Source organism: Aquibium sp. ELW1220 (assembly GCF_030398385.1).
Classification (GTDB): domain Bacteria; phylum Pseudomonadota; class Alphaproteobacteria; order Rhizobiales; family Rhizobiaceae; genus Aquibium.
Genome location: NZ_JAOAOQ010000020.1, coordinates 21693 through 37394, shown reverse-complemented (window position 1 = coordinate 37394; position 15702 = coordinate 21693). Strand labels below are relative to the sequence as shown.

Here is a 15702-nt window from a genome sequence, read left to right as displayed (position 1 = left end):
TCCCCGTTCGTGCTGAAATCGCAGTCTATCACGCCCGGCGCGTGCCACCAATCCGGTTAGCGGCTACAGCTCCACTCCCAGGATCTTGCCCACCGTGAAGATGTCCTTGTCGCCGCGGCCGCAGAGGTTCATCACGATGATCTGGTCCTTGCCCATCGTCGGCGCGCGCTTGATGACCTCGGCCAGCGCGTGGGCGGGCTCCAGCGCCGGGATGATGCCTTCGAGCTTCGTCAGCAGCTGGAACGCCTCCAGCGCCTCCTGGTCCATGATCGGCACGTATTCGACGCGGCCCGAATCCTTCAGCCAGGAGTGCTCTGGACCGATGCCGGGATAGTCGAGACCGGCCGAGATCGAATGGCCGTCCTTGATCTGGCCGTCCTCGTTCTGCAGCAGATAGGTGCGGTTGCCGTGCAGCACGCCGGGCGAGCCGGCGGTCAGCGAGGCGCAGTGCTCTTCACCCGACAGGCCCTTGCCGCCGGCCTCGACGCCGACGATCTGCACGTCCTTGTCGTCGAGGAAGGGGTGGAACAGGCCGATGGCGTTGGAGCCGCCGCCGACGGCGGCCACCAGCATGTCGGGCAGGCGGCCTTCGGCGGCCAGCATCTGCTCCTTCGTCTCGCGGCCGATCACCGACTGGAACTCGCGCACCAGCTCGGGATAGGGATGCGGGCCGGCGGCGGTGCCGATGATGTAGTAGGTGTCCTCCACGTTCGTGACCCAGTCGCGCAGGGCCTCGTTCATAGCGTCCTTCAGCGTGCCGTGGCCGGAGGTGACCGGCCGCACTTCGGCGCCGAGCAGCTTCATGCGGAACACGTTGGGCGCCTGGCGCTGCACGTCGGTGGCGCCCATGTAGACGATGCAGGGGAAACCGAAGCGCGCAGCCACGGTGGCCGAGGCGACGCCATGCTGGCCGGCGCCGGTTTCGGCGATGATGCGCTTCTTGCCCATGCGCCGGGCGAGCAGGATCTGGCCGAGGCAATTGTTGATCTTGTGCGATCCGGTATGGTTCAGCTCGTCGCGCTTGAAATAGATCTTCGCGCCGCCGAGATGCTCCGTCAGCCGCTCGGCGAAATAGAGCGGCGACGGGCGGCCGGTATAGTGGGTGTTCAGGTTCTCCAGCTCGGCCTTGAAGGCAGGGTCATTGCGCGCCTCGGTCCAGTGCTTCTCGAGGTCGAGGATCAGCGGCATCAGCGTCTCGGCGACGAAGCGCCCGCCGAAGATGCCGAACATGCCCTGCTCGTTGGGTCCCGTGCGGAAGGAATTCGGTGCGACCGGCTGGTTCATAGCGCTCTCCTCGCCTGCCGGGCCACGCCGACGGCTCTCGTTGGGTCTCGCATATCGTGTCGGAGGGCCGAAAGGCAACGGGGAAGGACGGGCAAAATCCGGCTTGTCGCCGTCGCGGACGCAGCCCCTGCCCTCTTCAACGGCGGATTTTGCCCTCTCCGTCCCGGTCTCTGCCGGGTCCACCCTTGCGCCACTCGCGCGGGGCGAGGAGAGCGCGGCTCAAGCGCCGCGGACGGCGCGGAAGAAATCGGCGATCAGGCCGACATCCTTCACCCCCGGCGCGCTCTCTACGCCGGAAGAGACGTCGAGGCCGGGCGGCGAGACCAGGCGGAGCGCCTCGGCGACGTTGCCCGGCGTCAGTCCGCCCGACAGCATGTAGTCGACCGACGGATCGAGCCCGGCGAGCACCGTCCAGTCGAACGAGACGCCGTTGCCCCCCGGAAGCTCCGCGCCCTTCGGCGGCTTGGCGTCGAACAGGAAGCGGTCGGCCACGGCGCGGAACGGCGCGATCTTCTCCAGATCAGCCTTATCGGCGACCGAAAACGCCTTCATCACCGGCAGGCCGTGGCGCGCCTTGACCTCGGCGACGCGCGCGGGCGTCTCCTTGCCGTGCAGCTGCAGCATGTCGGGGGCCATCTCGGCGACGATCGCGTCGAGAAAGGCGTCGTCGGCATCGACGGTGACGGCCACCGCCTGCGCCCTCCCCCGCGCCGCCTGGCGCAGCCGGCCGGCCTCGGCGGGCGTCACGTTGCGCGGGCTTTTGGCAAAGAAGATGAAACCGACATGCGTCGCCCCGCCGTCGAGTGCGGCGGACAGCGTGTCGGGCGTGGAAAGGCCGCAGATTTTTATGTCGAGGGGCATGGGCGTCGAAATCGCATGGAACGGCGGCGATGTCGAGGCGAGAGCGCTTGTTCGGGAGGGTTGCGGGTATTACCTTTCCGAAACATGTATTACCAAGGAGGCGTCATGGGCACCGTCACGGTGAAGGGCCAAGTCACGATACCGAAGGCCGTGCGCGATCACCTCGGATTGAAGCCGGGAAGCGAGGTGCGGTTCCGGCGGGCCACCGACGGCAGCATCGTGCTCGAAGCGACGACGAAATCGCCTCCACCCGATCGTTTCGAAGCCTTGCGTGGTCACGCCGGCAAGGGACTGTCCACCGACGATATCATGGCGCTGACGCGCGGCGAGACGTGACGCTCGTCGATTCCAACGTCCTCCTCGACCTCGCCACGGACGATGCAGTCTGGGCATCCTGGTCACTGGCCGCGCTTCAGGACGCTTCGTTGCGAGGCGACCTGATCATCAACGACGTCGTCTATGCCGAGATTTCGACCCGGTACGGCATGATCGAAGATGTCGACGCCTTCGTCGCCGCTGCCGGGCTCCGTCATGTCGCCATTCCACGGGCTGCGCTTTTCCTCGCGGCGAAGGCATTCGCACAATACCGAGGCGCTGGCGGACAGCGCGGCGGGGTGCTGCCCGACTTCTTCATCGGGGCACATGCCGCCGTTCTCGACCACGTCCTGCTTACACGCGACGTCGGCCGCTACCGGACGTACTTTCCGACTGTCCGGCTCATGGCGCCCGGGGAGTCCTGATCAGAACCCGATCGCGTGCAGCGCCGCGCCGTTGCGCTTGAGCCAGGCCTTGGCCTCGTCGGTGCGGGGGCTGAGCGTGCGGCAGAGCTTCCAGAATTTCGGGCCGTGGTTCATCTCCTTCAGATGCGCGACCTCGTGGGCGACGAGGTAGTCGATCACCACCGGCGGGGCCATCATGATGCGCCAGGAGAAGGAGAGGTTGCCGTCGGACGAGCAGGAGCCCCAGCGGCTCGTGGTGTCCTTGAAGCGGACGGCCTTGGCCTTGCGGCCGACGGCGGCCGAGTGCTTCGCCACCAGCGGCTCGATGTCGCGTTTGGCCTCGCGCTTGAGGAAATCGGCGAGGCGTCGCGGCAGGTGGGCGCGGTCACCATGGACGACCAGCGCTGGCACGCCGTCGACGGTGTCCAACGCCACGCTGCCGCGCGCCGAAGGCTCGTGCACGATCAGGTGCGGCACGCCGCGCAGCGGCAGTTTCGCGCCGGGGCGCAGCTGCGGCCGGTCGGGCAGCTTGCCGAGCTTGTCCTCCAGCCAGCCGTGGTGCCGGTCGAGGAAACGGTCGACCTCGCGTTCGGACAGTCCGGGCGGGACGGTGACGCGCAGGCCGCGCCCGCCGACGTCGATCCGAAGCGTCAGCCGCTTGGCGCGGGCGTTCTCGACGACGCGCAACGGCAGTTCGCGCCCGGCCACGACATGCGTCCGCTCTTCCGGCTCGGTGGGCGGCGGCGGGAGGCGGACGGGACGCTTGAGGAAGCCTGGCAGCATGGGCGGAGGATAGACGATTCGGGGTTGGAGCGCTCCCCTCTCCCTTGCTGGGAGGGGAGTCGCAGCGCATCACGAAAAAGCCCGGCGCAGAGGCCGGGCTCGTTCCGTTCAGCCAGTGGGTCGATCAGACGTTGCCGCTGATCCAGGCCGAGAGCGCGGTCTTGGGCGAGGCGCCGACCTTCATGTCGGCGACCTGGCCGCCCTTGAAGAGCATCAGCGTCGGGATCGAGCGGATGCCGTACTGCGCGGCGATCTCGGGGTTCTCGTCGATGTTGACCTTGGCGATCTTCACCTTGCCGGCCATCTCGTTGGAGATCTCCTCGAGCGAGGGGCCGATCATCTTGCAGGGGCCGCACCATTCGGCCCAGAAATCGACGACAACGGGCTCGGCGGCGTCGAGCACTTCGGCCTGGAAGGTGTTCTTGTCGGCTTTGACGGTGGACATCCGGTGTCTCCTTGGCGAGGGCTGCGGCCTTCGGCCGGTCCCGCAACAGATTACGTTCCGCGCATATGTGGTCGGCCGGCCGGCCACGTTCAAGACGTGTTTTGTCACGCTGCCGTGAGTCGGACAAGAGCGGCGCCGAGCAGCACCTCCGGCAACGCGACGAGATGCGGTCCTTCGGTGAAGAGCAGCGCCGCTTCCACCCGCTTTTCCGGATAGAGCGGGACGAGCAGGGCGCGGTAGAGCGCGAGCTGGGCGATGTAGGTCTCGGGCACCGCGTCGAGGCCGCGCGGCGGCGGGCGGTTGGTCTTGTAGTCGACGATCAGCACGGCGTCGTCGGTCACGGCAAGGCGATCGATCTTGCCGGAAACCGCGCGCAGGCGGCCTGCCACCTCCAGCGTGCCCATGACCGAGACCTCGGCGCGGGAACCAGGCGAAAAGACCGGCGCGAAGGCGGGCTCGGTCAGCACCGCCTCCACCGAGCGCCACAGCGCCTCGCGGTCGGCCGCGCTCCAGCCATTGCCCGCGCGGTCGAGGTAGCGGCGGGCGGCGGCTTCGCGTTCGGCCGGCGCAACATCGGGCAGGCTCTGGAGCAGCCGGTGGACTGCAGTACCGCGCGCGGCGGCGAAAGAGGGACCCGAGGCAGCGGCCAGCACCGGCGACGCCGAGAGCGGCGCGATCTCCTCGCTTTCGCCGATCAGGGCGCCCGCGCCCGACGGCGCCAGCGGCCGCGGGAACGCGCGGGAGCGCGCCAGCCGTTCCGTCAGGCACGGCGGCAGGGCGTCCTGCGTGGCCGAGGCAGTCGTCCCGGCTTCAGCCGGAGGCAGCGGCCGGTCGGGCGTGACGCGGAAGCGGCGCACGCGCAGGCCCGCCTGCGGGTGCTGAACCTCCTCCACGGTGCCGGCCGAGAAGCCGGTCTCGACGAGACGATGCCAGATGCCCTCCTGCGGCTCGCGCATGCCGCGATAGCCGCAGACGATCAGCCGGTCCTCGGCGCGCGTCATGCCGACATAGAGGAGGCGGCGGTATTCCTCCTTCGCCTTCTCGCCGATCGCCCGGCCGATGCCGCGCGACAGGCGGTTCTGGACGTCGGACGAGGAACGCCAGACGAAGCCCTCGCCCGGCCACAGCCCCTTCGCCGACGGGATCGGCAGCAGGCGCGGCAGGTGCGTCTCGGAAAAGGGCGCGCTGCCATTGTCGACGAGGAAGACCAGCGGCGCCTCCAGCCCCTTGGAGGCATGCACCGTCATGATGCGCACCTCGTCGCGGGTCTGGTCCATCTCGCGCTTTATGTCCGGTCCGGCGTTCTCCAGCGCGGCAAGGAAGGATTCGAGCCCCGCCGGGCCCGCCTTCTCGGCGGCGAGACAGAAGGCCAGAAACTCGTCGAGGATTTCGCCGGCCTCGTGGCCGAGTCGGGCGATCATCCTGCGGCGCACGCCGTCGCGGCCAAGGATGGACGCGTAGAATTCGAAGACGGGGCGGCCGTCGGCCTCATCGCGCCAGCGCTGCAAGGACTGCCCGACGTGTTGCCATTTCAAGTCGGTGGCGGCGTGGTTGTTCAGCACGTCCCACAGCGAGGCGCGGCCGCGATCATGGGCAAGCGAGAACAGGGCGTCCTCGGACAGGCCGAAGATCGGGCTCTTCAGGAGAGCGGCCAGCGACAGGTCGTCGTTGGGCTGAAGCACGAAGCGGCCGAGCGCGATCAGGTCCTTCACCGCGATGTGGGCGCGCAGGTTCAGCCGATCGGCACCCGCCACCGGGATGCCGCGGTTCTTCAGGCCACGGGCAAGCGCGTGGATGAAGCGGTCGCGCTTGCGGACCAGCACCAGCACGTCGCCCGGCCGCACCAGCCTGCCCTTGCCCGGAAGCGGCTCGCCCGCCTTCAGCCAGCCGTCGATGGTGCGGGCGATGGTTTCGGCCAGCTGGACGGCGGGCGCCGAGGCGTGGTCGACCGGCTCGGCCCAGTCGTCAGGCGCTTCGACGGCCTCGGGCGCGATCTGGTCCCAGAGTTCGACCAGCCCCGGTTCGCCGGCGCGGATCGCCCGGTGCTCGATGCCCTCGGGATCGACCGTCAAGCCGGCGCGCGCCTCGTCGCTGGAGAAGACGAGGTCGACCGCCCTGAGCACATCTTCGGTGGAGCGGAAGGAATGGGTCAGCCGGACGCGGGCGAAGCCGGCCTGCGCGGCCTCCACCTTCTGCCGAAAGGCGTATCCGTGGTCGTCGAAGGCTTTCGGCTCGGCGCCCTGGAAGGAGTAGATCGACTGCTTCTCGTCGCCGACCGCAAAGATGGTGCGGCGGACGTTGTCGCGCGCGCCGGTGCCGGTAAAGAACTCCTCGGCCAGCCGCGCCACCACCCGCCACTGGTCGGGGCTGGTGTCCTGCGCCTCGTCGACCAGAATGTGGTCGATGCCCTGGTCGAGCTTGTACTGGATCCACGGTCCGACATCGGCACGCGACAAGAGCCGTACGGTGCGGGTGATCAGGTCGTTGAAATCGAGAAAGCCGCGCGCGCTCTTCAGCCGCTCGTAGCGGGCGATCAGCCAGTCGGCGATGGTGAGCGCGGCGCGCGTCGCCTGCAGCATGCGGTAAGCGGCGAGCCGGTCGCAGGCATCGAGAAGGGCTTCGCAGGTGCGGGCGTGTGCGTCGGCAAAACCCGGGAAATGTTCGGCGACGCCTTTCGAAAGGACCTGCTTCACCGATTTGGGTTCCCAGTCGGGCTTGCCCTTCTTGAGGAAGAGGTCGCGTGCAGCGAGCAGGGCCAAGATCTGGTCGCGATTGCCGCAGGCGGCCGCCAGTTCGGCGGCGAAGTCGGCCGCCCTCGCCTTGCCGGCCTCGCCGGCGCGCTCGCCGAGGCTCCGCGCGAGGGCCGCGGTGAAATAGGCATCCGGCCAGGCGGCAGCAGCGATACCGGCTTCCGTCTCGTCGCCCGAGAAACCGAATTCCTCGAAAAGGTCAGCAAAGCCCGACGGTGCGCCGCCGATCTGGTCAATGAAGGCGCGCAGCTTGTCTCGCTTGCCGACGATCTCCGACAGCAGCGCGTCGAGACCCGCCTCGCCGCCCGCCTGCAGGACGGTGGCGAAAGCGTCGGCAAGCACGGCGTCCCGCCCCTCGGAAGCCCCCGACAGGAGATCGCGGCGGGCCTCCGCGACGAGCGCCTGCTCCATCTGGCCGTCGAGCATCTCGAAATGGCCGGCGATGTTGGCCTCCAGCGGGAAGCGGTGCAGCACCGCCTCGCAGAAGGCGTGGATGGTCTGGATCTTCAGCCCGCCCGGCGTCTCCAGCGCACGGGCGAAGAGCCGGCGAGCGCGTTCGCGCTTGGCGCGCGACGGCGGCGAGCCCTCGATCCTGGCGATCTCCGCAGACAGCGTCGCGTCGTCCAGCGTCGCCCAGCGGCCGAGATCGCGAAACACGCGCGTCGTCATGTTGGCGGCGGCGGCCTTGGTGTAGGTGAGGCACAGGATGCGGGCGGGATCGGCGCCGTCGAGCAGCAGCCGCACGACGCGCAGCGACAGCACATGCGTCTTGCCCGAACCGGCATTGGCCGACACCCAGGCGGATGTCTGCGGATCGGAGGCCTGCGCCTGGCTGCGCTGCGTTTCCTCGGGAACGAAGAAGGGCTTCTTCATGCCTCGCCCTCCCCGCCGCCGGCCTCGTCGGCGCCCGCCGACCATTCGAGCACCCGGGCGAGATGGTCGTAGTCGCCGTCGGTGTCGCCCTCGCGGAAGGGCAGCGCGCGCGACAGGTAGCCGGTGGAGGGCCGCTGGTAGTGGGCGACCAGCTTCTCCAGCCGCGCCCATGCTTCCTCCGAAAGGTCGGAGGCGGAGCGGATTTCGCGCTTGAACTCCAGGATCGAGTCGGGAACGACCTGCCCGTCCGGCTTCAGGCGAACGTAGAGAAGGTCGGCCGGCTCTGCCTTGCCGGTGCCCGCAAACGAGCCCCGCCTGAGCAGCGCGCCTTCGAGCGCGAGCTGCGGCGACAAGAGCGTGTGCGCCTGGCCCTTCGACGGATTGGAGCCGGTCTTGTAGTCGAGAATGTCCGCCAGGCCGCCGCCACGCAGGTCGATGCGATCGGCATAGCCCGACAGGGTGACGCCGGTCGCGCCGATCGGCGTCGAGCCGGCACGATCCTCGGCATGACGAGCGCGGATTCCGGGCGTACGCTCGCGCTCGAAGGCGAGGATGTTCGGCGCCATGGCCATGAAGCGCGGCCACCACACCGCCTCGACATCGACGGGCAGCGCCAGCGCATCGAAGGCCGCGCGGGCGATGTCGACCAGGGCGCCCAGCGCGGCCTCGGACGCCGGATCGACACCGGAGATTGTGAAGCGGTGCAGGATGTCGTGGAACAGCGTACCGCGTTCGGCAGCGCCCGGATCGCGCACCAGCGGGTCGAGCGGCCGGAGCGCGAGGATGCGGCGGGCGTAGACCGCGTAGGGGTCGCGGCGCAGGGTTTCGATCTCGGTGACGGAGAAGCCCGTCGGCCGCGCCTCGACGGGCGGCACCGGACAGGGCCGCTCGACGAAGGGCACGTCGGGACCCGCGTCGAGCTGGCGCGCCCAGGCGAGGTAGCGGTCGCCGCGGGCGCGCATCGCCTTCGCCGGCGCTTCGCCCACAAGTGTCGTGAGGCGCTGCAACCAACGCGAGGGCACAGCCGGCGCGTCGCCCGCGCGGGCGGCTCGGGTGAGCACGAGACGCCCTGCCCCCATCGCCATCATGAAGTCGTGCGCGGCGAGGCCGATGCGGCGTTCCGGCGGTTCCAGATCGATGCCCGTCTTCATCATGCGCGACATGAAGCGATCGGCCTCGGCCTTGCGCGGCCAGGTGCCTTCGTTGAGGCCGCCGACGACGAGCAGATCGGCGCCGAGCAGGCGCGCCTCGAGCGCGCCCCAGATCGACACGCGCGGATCGCTGCCCGCGGACGGCTTGACGGTCTCGCCAGAGAGCAGCGCCGCGACGATGGCCTCCCATTCGCGCGGCTCGACGACCATGCCTCCCGCCGCCGCGTCGAGATTGCGCAGGAAGCCGACCAGCCCCTCCCCTGCATCGCCCTCGTAGAGCTTGCCGAGCCCGCCATCCGCGGTCCGCCCGATCGCCTCGATCGCCGTCACGGTGGCGGCGACGAGGTCCGCCATCGGCGCGTCCTTGCGGTCGCGCAGGACAAGGAGCGGAGCGATGGCGTCGGCAAGATCGGCGATGAGCGCGCGGCAGGCTGCCTCATCCGCCTCGGTAAGGCGCCTCAGCCAGAACGGCTTGCGCTGCTCTTCATCCAGCGCACGCCGCCGGCGGTCGAACTCGTCTCCAAGCGTGGCGATGTCGGGCCGCCCCGTGCCGCCGCGAAGCGCGACCAGCTCGATCCACTCGACCGTGTCGCGCACCAGGCCTCGCCTGCGGCCGAGGCAGAACAGCGGGTGCTTGAGCAGCGCCAGCAGCGGCACCGGATCGCCGGGCGTGAAGACGGCGGCCAGCAGCTGCACGAGCAGCAGGCCCGGTCGCGTGCGGGCAAGCGGCGTGCCGCCGGAATCGTCGGCCTGGATGCCGAAGCGCAGCAGTTCGGCGGCGACGCGGCGGGCGAGTTCGCGGTCGGAGGTGACCAGCGCCACGTGGCTGTCGTCGCCCGTGATTGCGTCGCGCAACGCCACCGCGATCGCGATGGCCTCCTCGCGCTCGTTGGCCGCCTCCACCAGGGCGACGCCGTCGAGCGCGCCGCCGGCCAGCGCCTGGCCGACTTCGGCCGCGGCCTCGACCCAGCGCTCGGTGGTTTCGGCCGGGCGCAGCGCTTCGGAAATGACGAGGTTGCGCGCCGCAAGCGGCGGCTCGGGCTGCGCCATGTCCTCGATATCGCCGCGAACGATGCCGATGGTGGCGATCAGCTTCTTCAGCCCATATTGCGGATGGCCGAAGGCGGAGGCGGGCTGGGTCGAATGGCCGATCAGGTCCCACGACGCCTCATCGAGCCGCCGGTCGAGGCCGGGCAGGATCACCGCACCCCCAGGCAGGCGGGCAATGGCCGCAAGCAGTCGCGCAGTGGCGGGGATCGAGCCCGTCGAGCCGGCGGCGATGACTGGGCCGGCCGGCGGATTGCGGGCCAGCCGCACCGCCTCGGCGTCGATCATCGCGGAGCGGTGGGCGGCCGGGTTCGAGCGGTCGATGGCCTCGAGCACCTGCGGCCAGACGGTCGTGACGATCGACAGGAACTCCAGCGTCACCTGCCACCAGTTGGCGAGGTCGTCCCTGACGAGGCCCTGAAGGCCAGCCCAGCCGACACCCTCCGTCTCGATCTCGTCCATCAGCGCGGCGAGATCGCGGGCAAGCCAGATCGCGTCCGCGAGGGAGGACGGCACCACCACCTCCTCGGCGAAGAGCTGCGCGACATGCGCGGGAAGCCGGCGCTTCCAGGCCTGCACCAGCGGCGCCAGCGCCATCAGCCGCTCCATCGGCGCGATCGGCGGTGCCAGGTCGAGCGCGTCCGCGCCGCTATCCTCGAAGAGCACGGCATCCTCGTCGAAATCGCCGAGCGGCCGGATCACCGGCAGGATGGCGGAGGCGGCGCCGGCCTGGCTGCCGACGCGGGCAGCGAAGATGGCGCGCAGCTCGCGCGCGGCACGGCGGGTCGGTACGTAGATCGTCACGTCGGCGAGCTTCAGCGGATCGCCGTCCCAGGCGTAGCCAGGCACGAGGCGACCAGCGAGCAGCGCGTCTGCCAGGGTCTCGAGAAAGGGCACGCCAGGCGGGATCGACAGCACCCGGGGCACCGCTAAGGCGCTCATGGCCGCCCTGCCGCGGCCCTCGCGACGGCGTTCTCGGCGGAAGGAATCGCATCCGGCGTGCCGACGGTGATCCAGGAGCCGCGCATGCGGTGGCCGAACAGCCGGCCGGCGGCGATGGCACGGTCGAAATAGAGGTTCAGCGAATGCGGCGCCGGGTTGGCGCCCGCAAAGATGCGCGGGTGGAGAATGATGGCGCCGGCATAGATGACGCCTTCGGCGGCGCCCTTCGCGCGGGAGAGCCGCCCCTCTGCGTCGGCCGTGAAATCGATCCCGCCGGTATGGCCCGTGGCATCCGCGAGACCGGCGGTGAGCAGCAGCATGTCCATCGCCGCAGGGTCCCACGCATCGGCCATCCCGGCAAGGTTGTCGATGCCGTCGGCGTCGATCCAGAAGGTGTCGGCGTTGAGCACGAGGAAGGGCTCGACGCCCAGAAGCGGCAGCGCCCTGACGATGCCGCCGGCCGAATCGAGCAGGCCGGCTGTCTCGTCGGATATGGTGATCGCCGGGCTCGATCGCCGCGCGACGTGGCGCACGATCTGATCCGCCAGATGGTGGACGTTGACCACCGCGTGCTGCACGCCCGCGCGCTCCAGCGTATCGAGGCCGCGGTCGAGCAAGGTGCGGCCGGCGATCTCGACCAGCGGCTTCGGGATCGTGTCGGTGATCGGCCGCATGCGCGTGCCGAGCCCGGCGGCGAGCACCATGGCGGTTCTCGGCACGGCGCTCATGGCGTCGCGTCGTCGAGCAGGCCGGCATTGCGGCAGAAGGCGGCCACGGGATCCAGCGCCGGATGGGCGAGCGCCCGGGTGAAGTAGGCGCGGATGCGCGGCAGGTGCTTCAGATAGGCCGGCTTGCCGTCGCGCCTGTCGAGCCGAACGAAGATGCCGAGGATCTTGGCGTTCCGCTGCGCGGCCATGATGGCGTAGGCCTCGTCGAAGGCTGCGCGATCGAAGCCGCCGGCTGCAGACCGCGCGTCGGCATAGGCCTCGATCGTCGCGCGCTCCATCTCCGGCGGGATCGTCACGCGGGCGTCCATGGCAAGCGACGCGAGGTCGTAGGCCGCCGGCCCGATCATCGCGTCCTGGAAGTCGACGAGGCCAAGCCGGTCGAGCCCCTCGCGCTCGTCGCGCCAGACGATGTTGGGCGAGTGGTAGTCGCGCAGGACGAGGCTTTTCTCGGCGCGGTCCAGACGGTCGAAGACCGCATTCCATGCAGCGACATATGCCGCCTTGGTCTCGGCCGGAACGGGCGCGCCGGTGACATGGGGCATGTACCAGTCGGTCAGCAGTTCGACCTCGATCGTCATCGCGCCGCGATCATAGACCGGCACCGGGTGCACGATGCCCTGGCTGGTGGTGATCGTCTCCGGCCAGACCTTTCCGTGCAGGGCAGCGAGCAGTCGACCCGCCGCGGCGTAGCGATCGGCGACGGGCGAGCCGTCGTCGGCGAGGAAGTTGCCGCTGCCAAGATGCTCGACCAGAAGCAGGCCTGCATCGATGTCGGCCGCGTGGATCTCCGGCGCGGCGAAGCCTGCGCCTTTCAGCGCCTCGCCGACCGCCACGAAGGGCAGCACGTCCTCGGCCAGATGCGCGATCTGGCTGTAGGGTTTGCCTTCGCGGATGGCGGGTCCGTCCGGCTGGCGCGGCGCGTTCATCAGGACCCGCCTGATGCCGTCCCGCTCGACGATCTCGTAGGCGCGGGTCGATGCGTCGCCGAACATGAAGCGGCGCGCGGCCTCGCCCCAGCCCGCCTCGGCCAGGAAGGAGCGGATGGCGAGCGAGCGGGCCAGGCGCGCCAGCGCCGGTCCGGCGCCGGAGACGTGGACGCGCCGGCCGTCTGCCTCGTGTTCGAGGTGGATTACCAGCGCGGCCGGCGGCAGGCGATCGGCCGCCCGCTCCGGCCACTCGACGAGCACGATGCCGCTCGACGCCATTTCCTCGACGCCCAGCTCGTCGATCTCGTCGGCAGCGCCGGTTCGATACAGATCGAGATGATGCACGGGGATGCGCAGGTCGTAGCTCTGGACGAGCGTGAAGGTGGGGCTCGGAACCTCGTGCTCCGGATCGCCGGCCATGGCGCGGATCAACGCGCGGGCGAGCGTCGTCTTGCCGGCGCCGAGATCGCCCTCCAGCCGGACGAGATCGCCCGGCCGCAGCGCCAGCGCGAGGTCCTCGCCCAGCCGCTGCGTGGCGGCCTCGTCGGCCAGACCGATGTCGAAGGGACCGTCACGCATGGAGGCTGTTCCTACTCGGCCGCCTTGGCCTCGCGCGGCGCGGCGGGGAAGCGGCAGATCACGGTGGTTCCGCGCGACCGTCCGGTGTCGATCTCGACCGTCCCGCCATGCAGTTCCACGAAGCTCTTGACGATGGCGAGACCAAGGCCTGCGCCGCGCTTGCGGCCGCCATTGGCCCGCGGCTCGAAGCGCTTGAAGGCGGCATCGAGGATTTCGGGCGGCATGCCCGGACCGTCGTCATGGACGACGAACTCGATCCGGTCGTCCGCCTGCCGGCAGGACAGGACGATCGTCGAGTGCTCCGGCGCGTAGTTGGCGGCGTTGCTCAAAAGGTTGAACAGGATCTGCCGCAGCCGCTGCTCGTCGGCCTGGAAGGCGGCCGGCGCAGCGGCGAGATCGATCTTCAGCGCGATGTCGTGCTCGCGCAGCTTCTCGGCAACGAGTTCGGCGGTCTCGTGGACGGTGCGCGCCACCGGCACCTCCCCGATCTCCAGTTCCATGATGCCGGCATCGACGGTGGCGAGATCGAGGATGTCGTTGACGATGGTGAGCAGCACCGACGAGGACGAGGCGATGTGGTCGAGATACTCCTCCTGGCGCGGGTTCATCGGACCGGTGTCGGGCTGCTCCAGCAGTTCGGTGAAGCCGATGATGTTGGTCAGCGGCGAGCGCAGTTCGTAGGAGACGTGCTGCACGAAGTCGTTCTTCAACTGGTCTGCCTTCTGCAGCGCCTCGTTCTTTTCCTGCAGGGCGCGCTCGAAGTTGACGCTGTCGGTGACGTCGACGAAGGTCGTCATCACCTGGCCGTTCGGTAGCGGGATCACCGCGTAGCTGAGGATCGAGCCCTCTACGAGTTCGACCTTGCCATGCGTCTCGCGGCGCTCCTCGTCGAATCCGGTGACGGCGGCGACGAAATCCGGCCAGGGGCTCTTGGCGCAGGCGCGCTCGCAGGCTTTGCGAATCACGGCGATGTGGATGCCGACGCCGATCTCGTCGTTGCCGAGCCGCCACAGCCGGGCGAAAGCGGGGTTGAAGAGCCGCACCCGGCCGTCGGGGCCGAACACGGCGACGCCTTCGGCGAGGTTGTCCAGCGTCTCGCCCTGGACGCGGACCGCAGTGTTGTAGCGGCTCTCGAGGTCGAAGCGCTCCGTCAGGTTCTCGAACACCCAGGTGACGCCGCCGCGCGGGCTCGGATTGCCGACGACGCGGATGGTGCGCCCGTCCGGCAGGTGCCACCAGTGCTCCTGCGGGTCGACGGAGCGATAGGCGGAGAGGAGGTTTTCCTTCCAGCGGCGCCATTCCGGCTGCTCGGCCAGCTTGCCGGCGCTGCGCAGCCGGTCGAGCATCAGCGTGTTGTCGGGCGCGCTCTCCAGGAAACCGGGCTCGAACTGCCAGAGCTTCTGGAAGGCCTGGTTGAAGAAGCGCAGCTTCTGCTCGGCGTCGAAGGTGGCGACGGCGGTGTTGAGCTGGTCGAGCGTCTCGGAATGGCTCCGCATCATGCGCTCGAACTCGCCGCGCAGAGTCTCGATCTCGCTGCGGTCGACGGCGAGGCCGGCTGCGCCGAACTTCGTCGCGACGTCGGTGAGCGCGAAGAGCCGGCGGTCGCCGCCGATCACGGCCGAAACGGTCTGCTGGTACACCGGGTCGGTGGCGTGGTGGCGGGCCACGGCCTCGCGAACCTGCGTGCCCAGAAGTTCACGCCCTTCGGCGACGGCCTGGCCGGGCGTCTCCGCCTCGACCGCGATGGCGAAGGCCTCGTTGGCGTGCTGCAGGCGGCCGGCCGCGTCGCGCAGCCAGAAAGGCATTTCGAGCGAGTCGAGCAGCTTCAGCACGAGGTCGTGGTCGGCGGTGACGGCGGCATGCTCGGCGCGCAGGCGGGCATGCTCGCGCTGGCGCTCGGTCAGCGACTGGAAGCGCACGATGGAATGGCTGGCCGCCTTGCGCCCCTGAACCTCGAGGACGATGCCGCTGCGGGTCTCGGCCACCAGGTCGAAGGGCTCGCCGGCATTGCGCAGGGCCGAGATCGCGTTCTCGATCGCCGTGGCGGAGCCGGCCGAGAGCCAGCGTCCGAAAGCGAGGAAGGCACCGCGTTCGTCGGGGACGCCGGGCGCCGCGGGCAGCGAACCGAGGATTTCCGGCCGACGGTGCTCGCTCGACCAGACGACGGTGCGCTGGTCGCGCACGCTGGCCAGTGCGTCCGATCGCTGCACGGCAGCATTGAGCTCGGCGATACGCTCGCGCAGTTGCAGGTTCTCCGACGCGATGCGGCCGCGTTCGCGAATCAGCCAGACCGCGGATACCAGGGCCGCGCCGAGCACGCCGGCGAAGGTGGCGAACTGGATCACCTCGAAGGCGCCGAAGCCGCCCATGACGCGGGCGCCTGCAACGCCGACGCGCTCCTGCGCGGCGGCGGGCGTGGCCAAGCAGAGCGATCCTGCAAGCGAGGCGAAGCCGGCCGCACCGGCGCAAAGCGTCTCGCGAACGGCTCTCGTCCGCGCCGCGTGGGTCGCCGAACACGACCCGCCGATCCCCGAATCTCGCGGGCGCACCAACTGCATCCTTCCGTCCTCTCCGCCGCTCGACAGCCGGCCGCCCCGGCCGCGCTCCCGATTAC

At 69.7% G+C, this 15702-nt stretch carries 11 protein-coding genes; 2 read left to right on the top strand and 9 right to left on the bottom strand.

Annotation, left to right across the window (positions count from 1 at the left end; all coding sequences use genetic code 11):
* Positions 1–63: 63 nt before the first annotated feature.
* Both trpB and N1F91_RS18070 read right to left on the bottom strand, forming a co-directional pair.
* Positions 64–1284, bottom strand: a complete 1221-nt coding sequence (gene trpB, locus N1F91_RS18075) for a tryptophan synthase subunit beta (RefSeq protein ID WP_289994379.1) — start codon at positions 1282–1284, stop codon at positions 64–66.
* A 219-nt stretch (positions 1285–1503) separates the two neighbouring features.
* Entirely contained in the window at positions 1504–2145 is a 642-nt protein-coding gene (locus tag N1F91_RS18070; RefSeq protein WP_289994378.1) for a phosphoribosylanthranilate isomerase, read from the bottom strand.
* Between the two features lie 105 nt (positions 2146–2250).
* Between N1F91_RS18070 and N1F91_RS18065 the strand changes: the two genes are divergently transcribed.
* Both N1F91_RS18065 and N1F91_RS18060 read left to right on the top strand, forming a co-directional pair.
* The gene (locus N1F91_RS18065) at positions 2251–2481 is read left to right on the top strand and encodes an AbrB/MazE/SpoVT family DNA-binding domain-containing protein (protein ID WP_289994377.1); all 231 of its coding nucleotides are present in this window, start codon (positions 2251–2253) and stop codon (positions 2479–2481) included.
* Entirely contained in the window at positions 2478–2885 is a 408-nt protein-coding gene (locus N1F91_RS18060; protein ID WP_289994376.1) for a PIN domain-containing protein, read from the top strand. The genes N1F91_RS18065 and N1F91_RS18060 overlap by 4 nt, the downstream gene beginning before the upstream one ends.
* Here N1F91_RS18060 and N1F91_RS18055 read toward each other — a convergent pair whose 3' ends face one another.
* The 7 genes from N1F91_RS18055 to N1F91_RS18025 all read right to left on the bottom strand — a co-directional run bounded on the left by N1F91_RS18055 (position 2886) and on the right by N1F91_RS18025 (position 15457).
* Positions 2886–3647: a M48 family metallopeptidase gene (locus N1F91_RS18055; protein WP_289994375.1), complete on the bottom strand. Its 762-nt coding sequence runs from the start codon at positions 3645–3647 to the stop codon at positions 2886–2888. It abuts the gene before it with no gap.
* A gap of 124 nt (positions 3648–3771) precedes the next feature.
* Positions 3772–4092, bottom strand: coding sequence for a thioredoxin (gene trxA, locus N1F91_RS18050; RefSeq protein ID WP_289994374.1), 321 nt, complete (start codon positions 4090–4092; stop codon positions 3772–3774).
* A gap of 104 nt (positions 4093–4196) precedes the next feature.
* Positions 4197–7715, bottom strand: coding sequence for a double-strand break repair helicase AddA (gene addA / locus N1F91_RS18045; protein ID WP_289994373.1), 3519 nt, complete (start codon positions 7713–7715; stop codon positions 4197–4199).
* Entirely contained in the window at positions 7712–10855 is a 3144-nt protein-coding gene (gene addB / locus N1F91_RS18040) for a double-strand break repair protein AddB (RefSeq protein ID WP_289994372.1), read from the bottom strand. The genes addA and addB overlap by 4 nt, the downstream gene beginning before the upstream one ends.
* On the bottom strand, positions 10852–11583 hold the full coding sequence (locus tag N1F91_RS18035; RefSeq protein ID WP_289994370.1) for a nucleotidyltransferase family protein: 732 nt from the start codon (positions 11581–11583) through the stop codon (positions 10852–10854). The genes addB and N1F91_RS18035 overlap by 4 nt, the downstream gene beginning before the upstream one ends.
* Positions 11580–13088, bottom strand: a complete 1509-nt coding sequence (gene tsaE, locus N1F91_RS18030; protein WP_289994369.1) for a tRNA (adenosine(37)-N6)-threonylcarbamoyltransferase complex ATPase subunit type 1 TsaE — start codon at positions 13086–13088, stop codon at positions 11580–11582. Before tsaE ends, N1F91_RS18035 begins: the two co-directional genes overlap by 4 nt.
* A gap of 11 nt (positions 13089–13099) precedes the next feature.
* Complete coding sequence (locus N1F91_RS18025) at positions 13100–15457, bottom strand: PAS domain-containing sensor histidine kinase (RefSeq protein WP_289994463.1); 2358 nt, start codon at positions 15455–15457, stop codon at positions 13100–13102.
* Positions 15458–15702 lie beyond the last annotated feature (245 nt).

Excerpts from the sequence above, each read along its gene's own strand:
- trxA (WP_289994374.1), bottom strand. The coding sequence starts at position 4,092 with ATGTCCACCGTCAAAGCCGACAAGAACACCTTCCAGGCCGAAGTGCTC.
- N1F91_RS18065 (WP_289994377.1), top strand. The coding sequence starts at position 2,251 with ATGGGCACCGTCACGGTGAAGGGCCAAGTCACGATACCGAAGGCCGTG.
- trpB (WP_289994379.1), bottom strand. The coding sequence starts at position 1,284 with ATGAACCAGCCGGTCGCACCGAATTCCTTCCGCACGGGACCCAACGAG.
- N1F91_RS18070 (WP_289994378.1), bottom strand. The coding sequence starts at position 2,145 with ATGCCCCTCGACATAAAAATCTGCGGCCTTTCCACGCCCGACACGCTG.
- tsaE (WP_289994369.1), bottom strand. The coding sequence starts at position 13,088 with ATGCGTGACGGTCCCTTCGACATCGGTCTGGCCGACGAGGCCGCCACG.
- N1F91_RS18025 (WP_289994463.1), bottom strand. The coding sequence starts at position 15,457 with ATGGGCGGCTTCGGCGCCTTCGAGGTGATCCAGTTCGCCACCTTCGCC.
- N1F91_RS18035 (WP_289994370.1), bottom strand. The coding sequence starts at position 11,583 with ATGAGCGCCGTGCCGAGAACCGCCATGGTGCTCGCCGCCGGGCTCGGC.
- addA (WP_289994373.1), bottom strand. The coding sequence starts at position 7,715 with ATGAAGAAGCCCTTCTTCGTTCCCGAGGAAACGCAGCGCAGCCAGGCG.
- N1F91_RS18055 (WP_289994375.1), bottom strand. The coding sequence starts at position 3,647 with ATGCTGCCAGGCTTCCTCAAGCGTCCCGTCCGCCTCCCGCCGCCGCCC.
- addB (WP_289994372.1), bottom strand. The coding sequence starts at position 10,855 with ATGAGCGCCTTAGCGGTGCCCCGGGTGCTGTCGATCCCGCCTGGCGTG.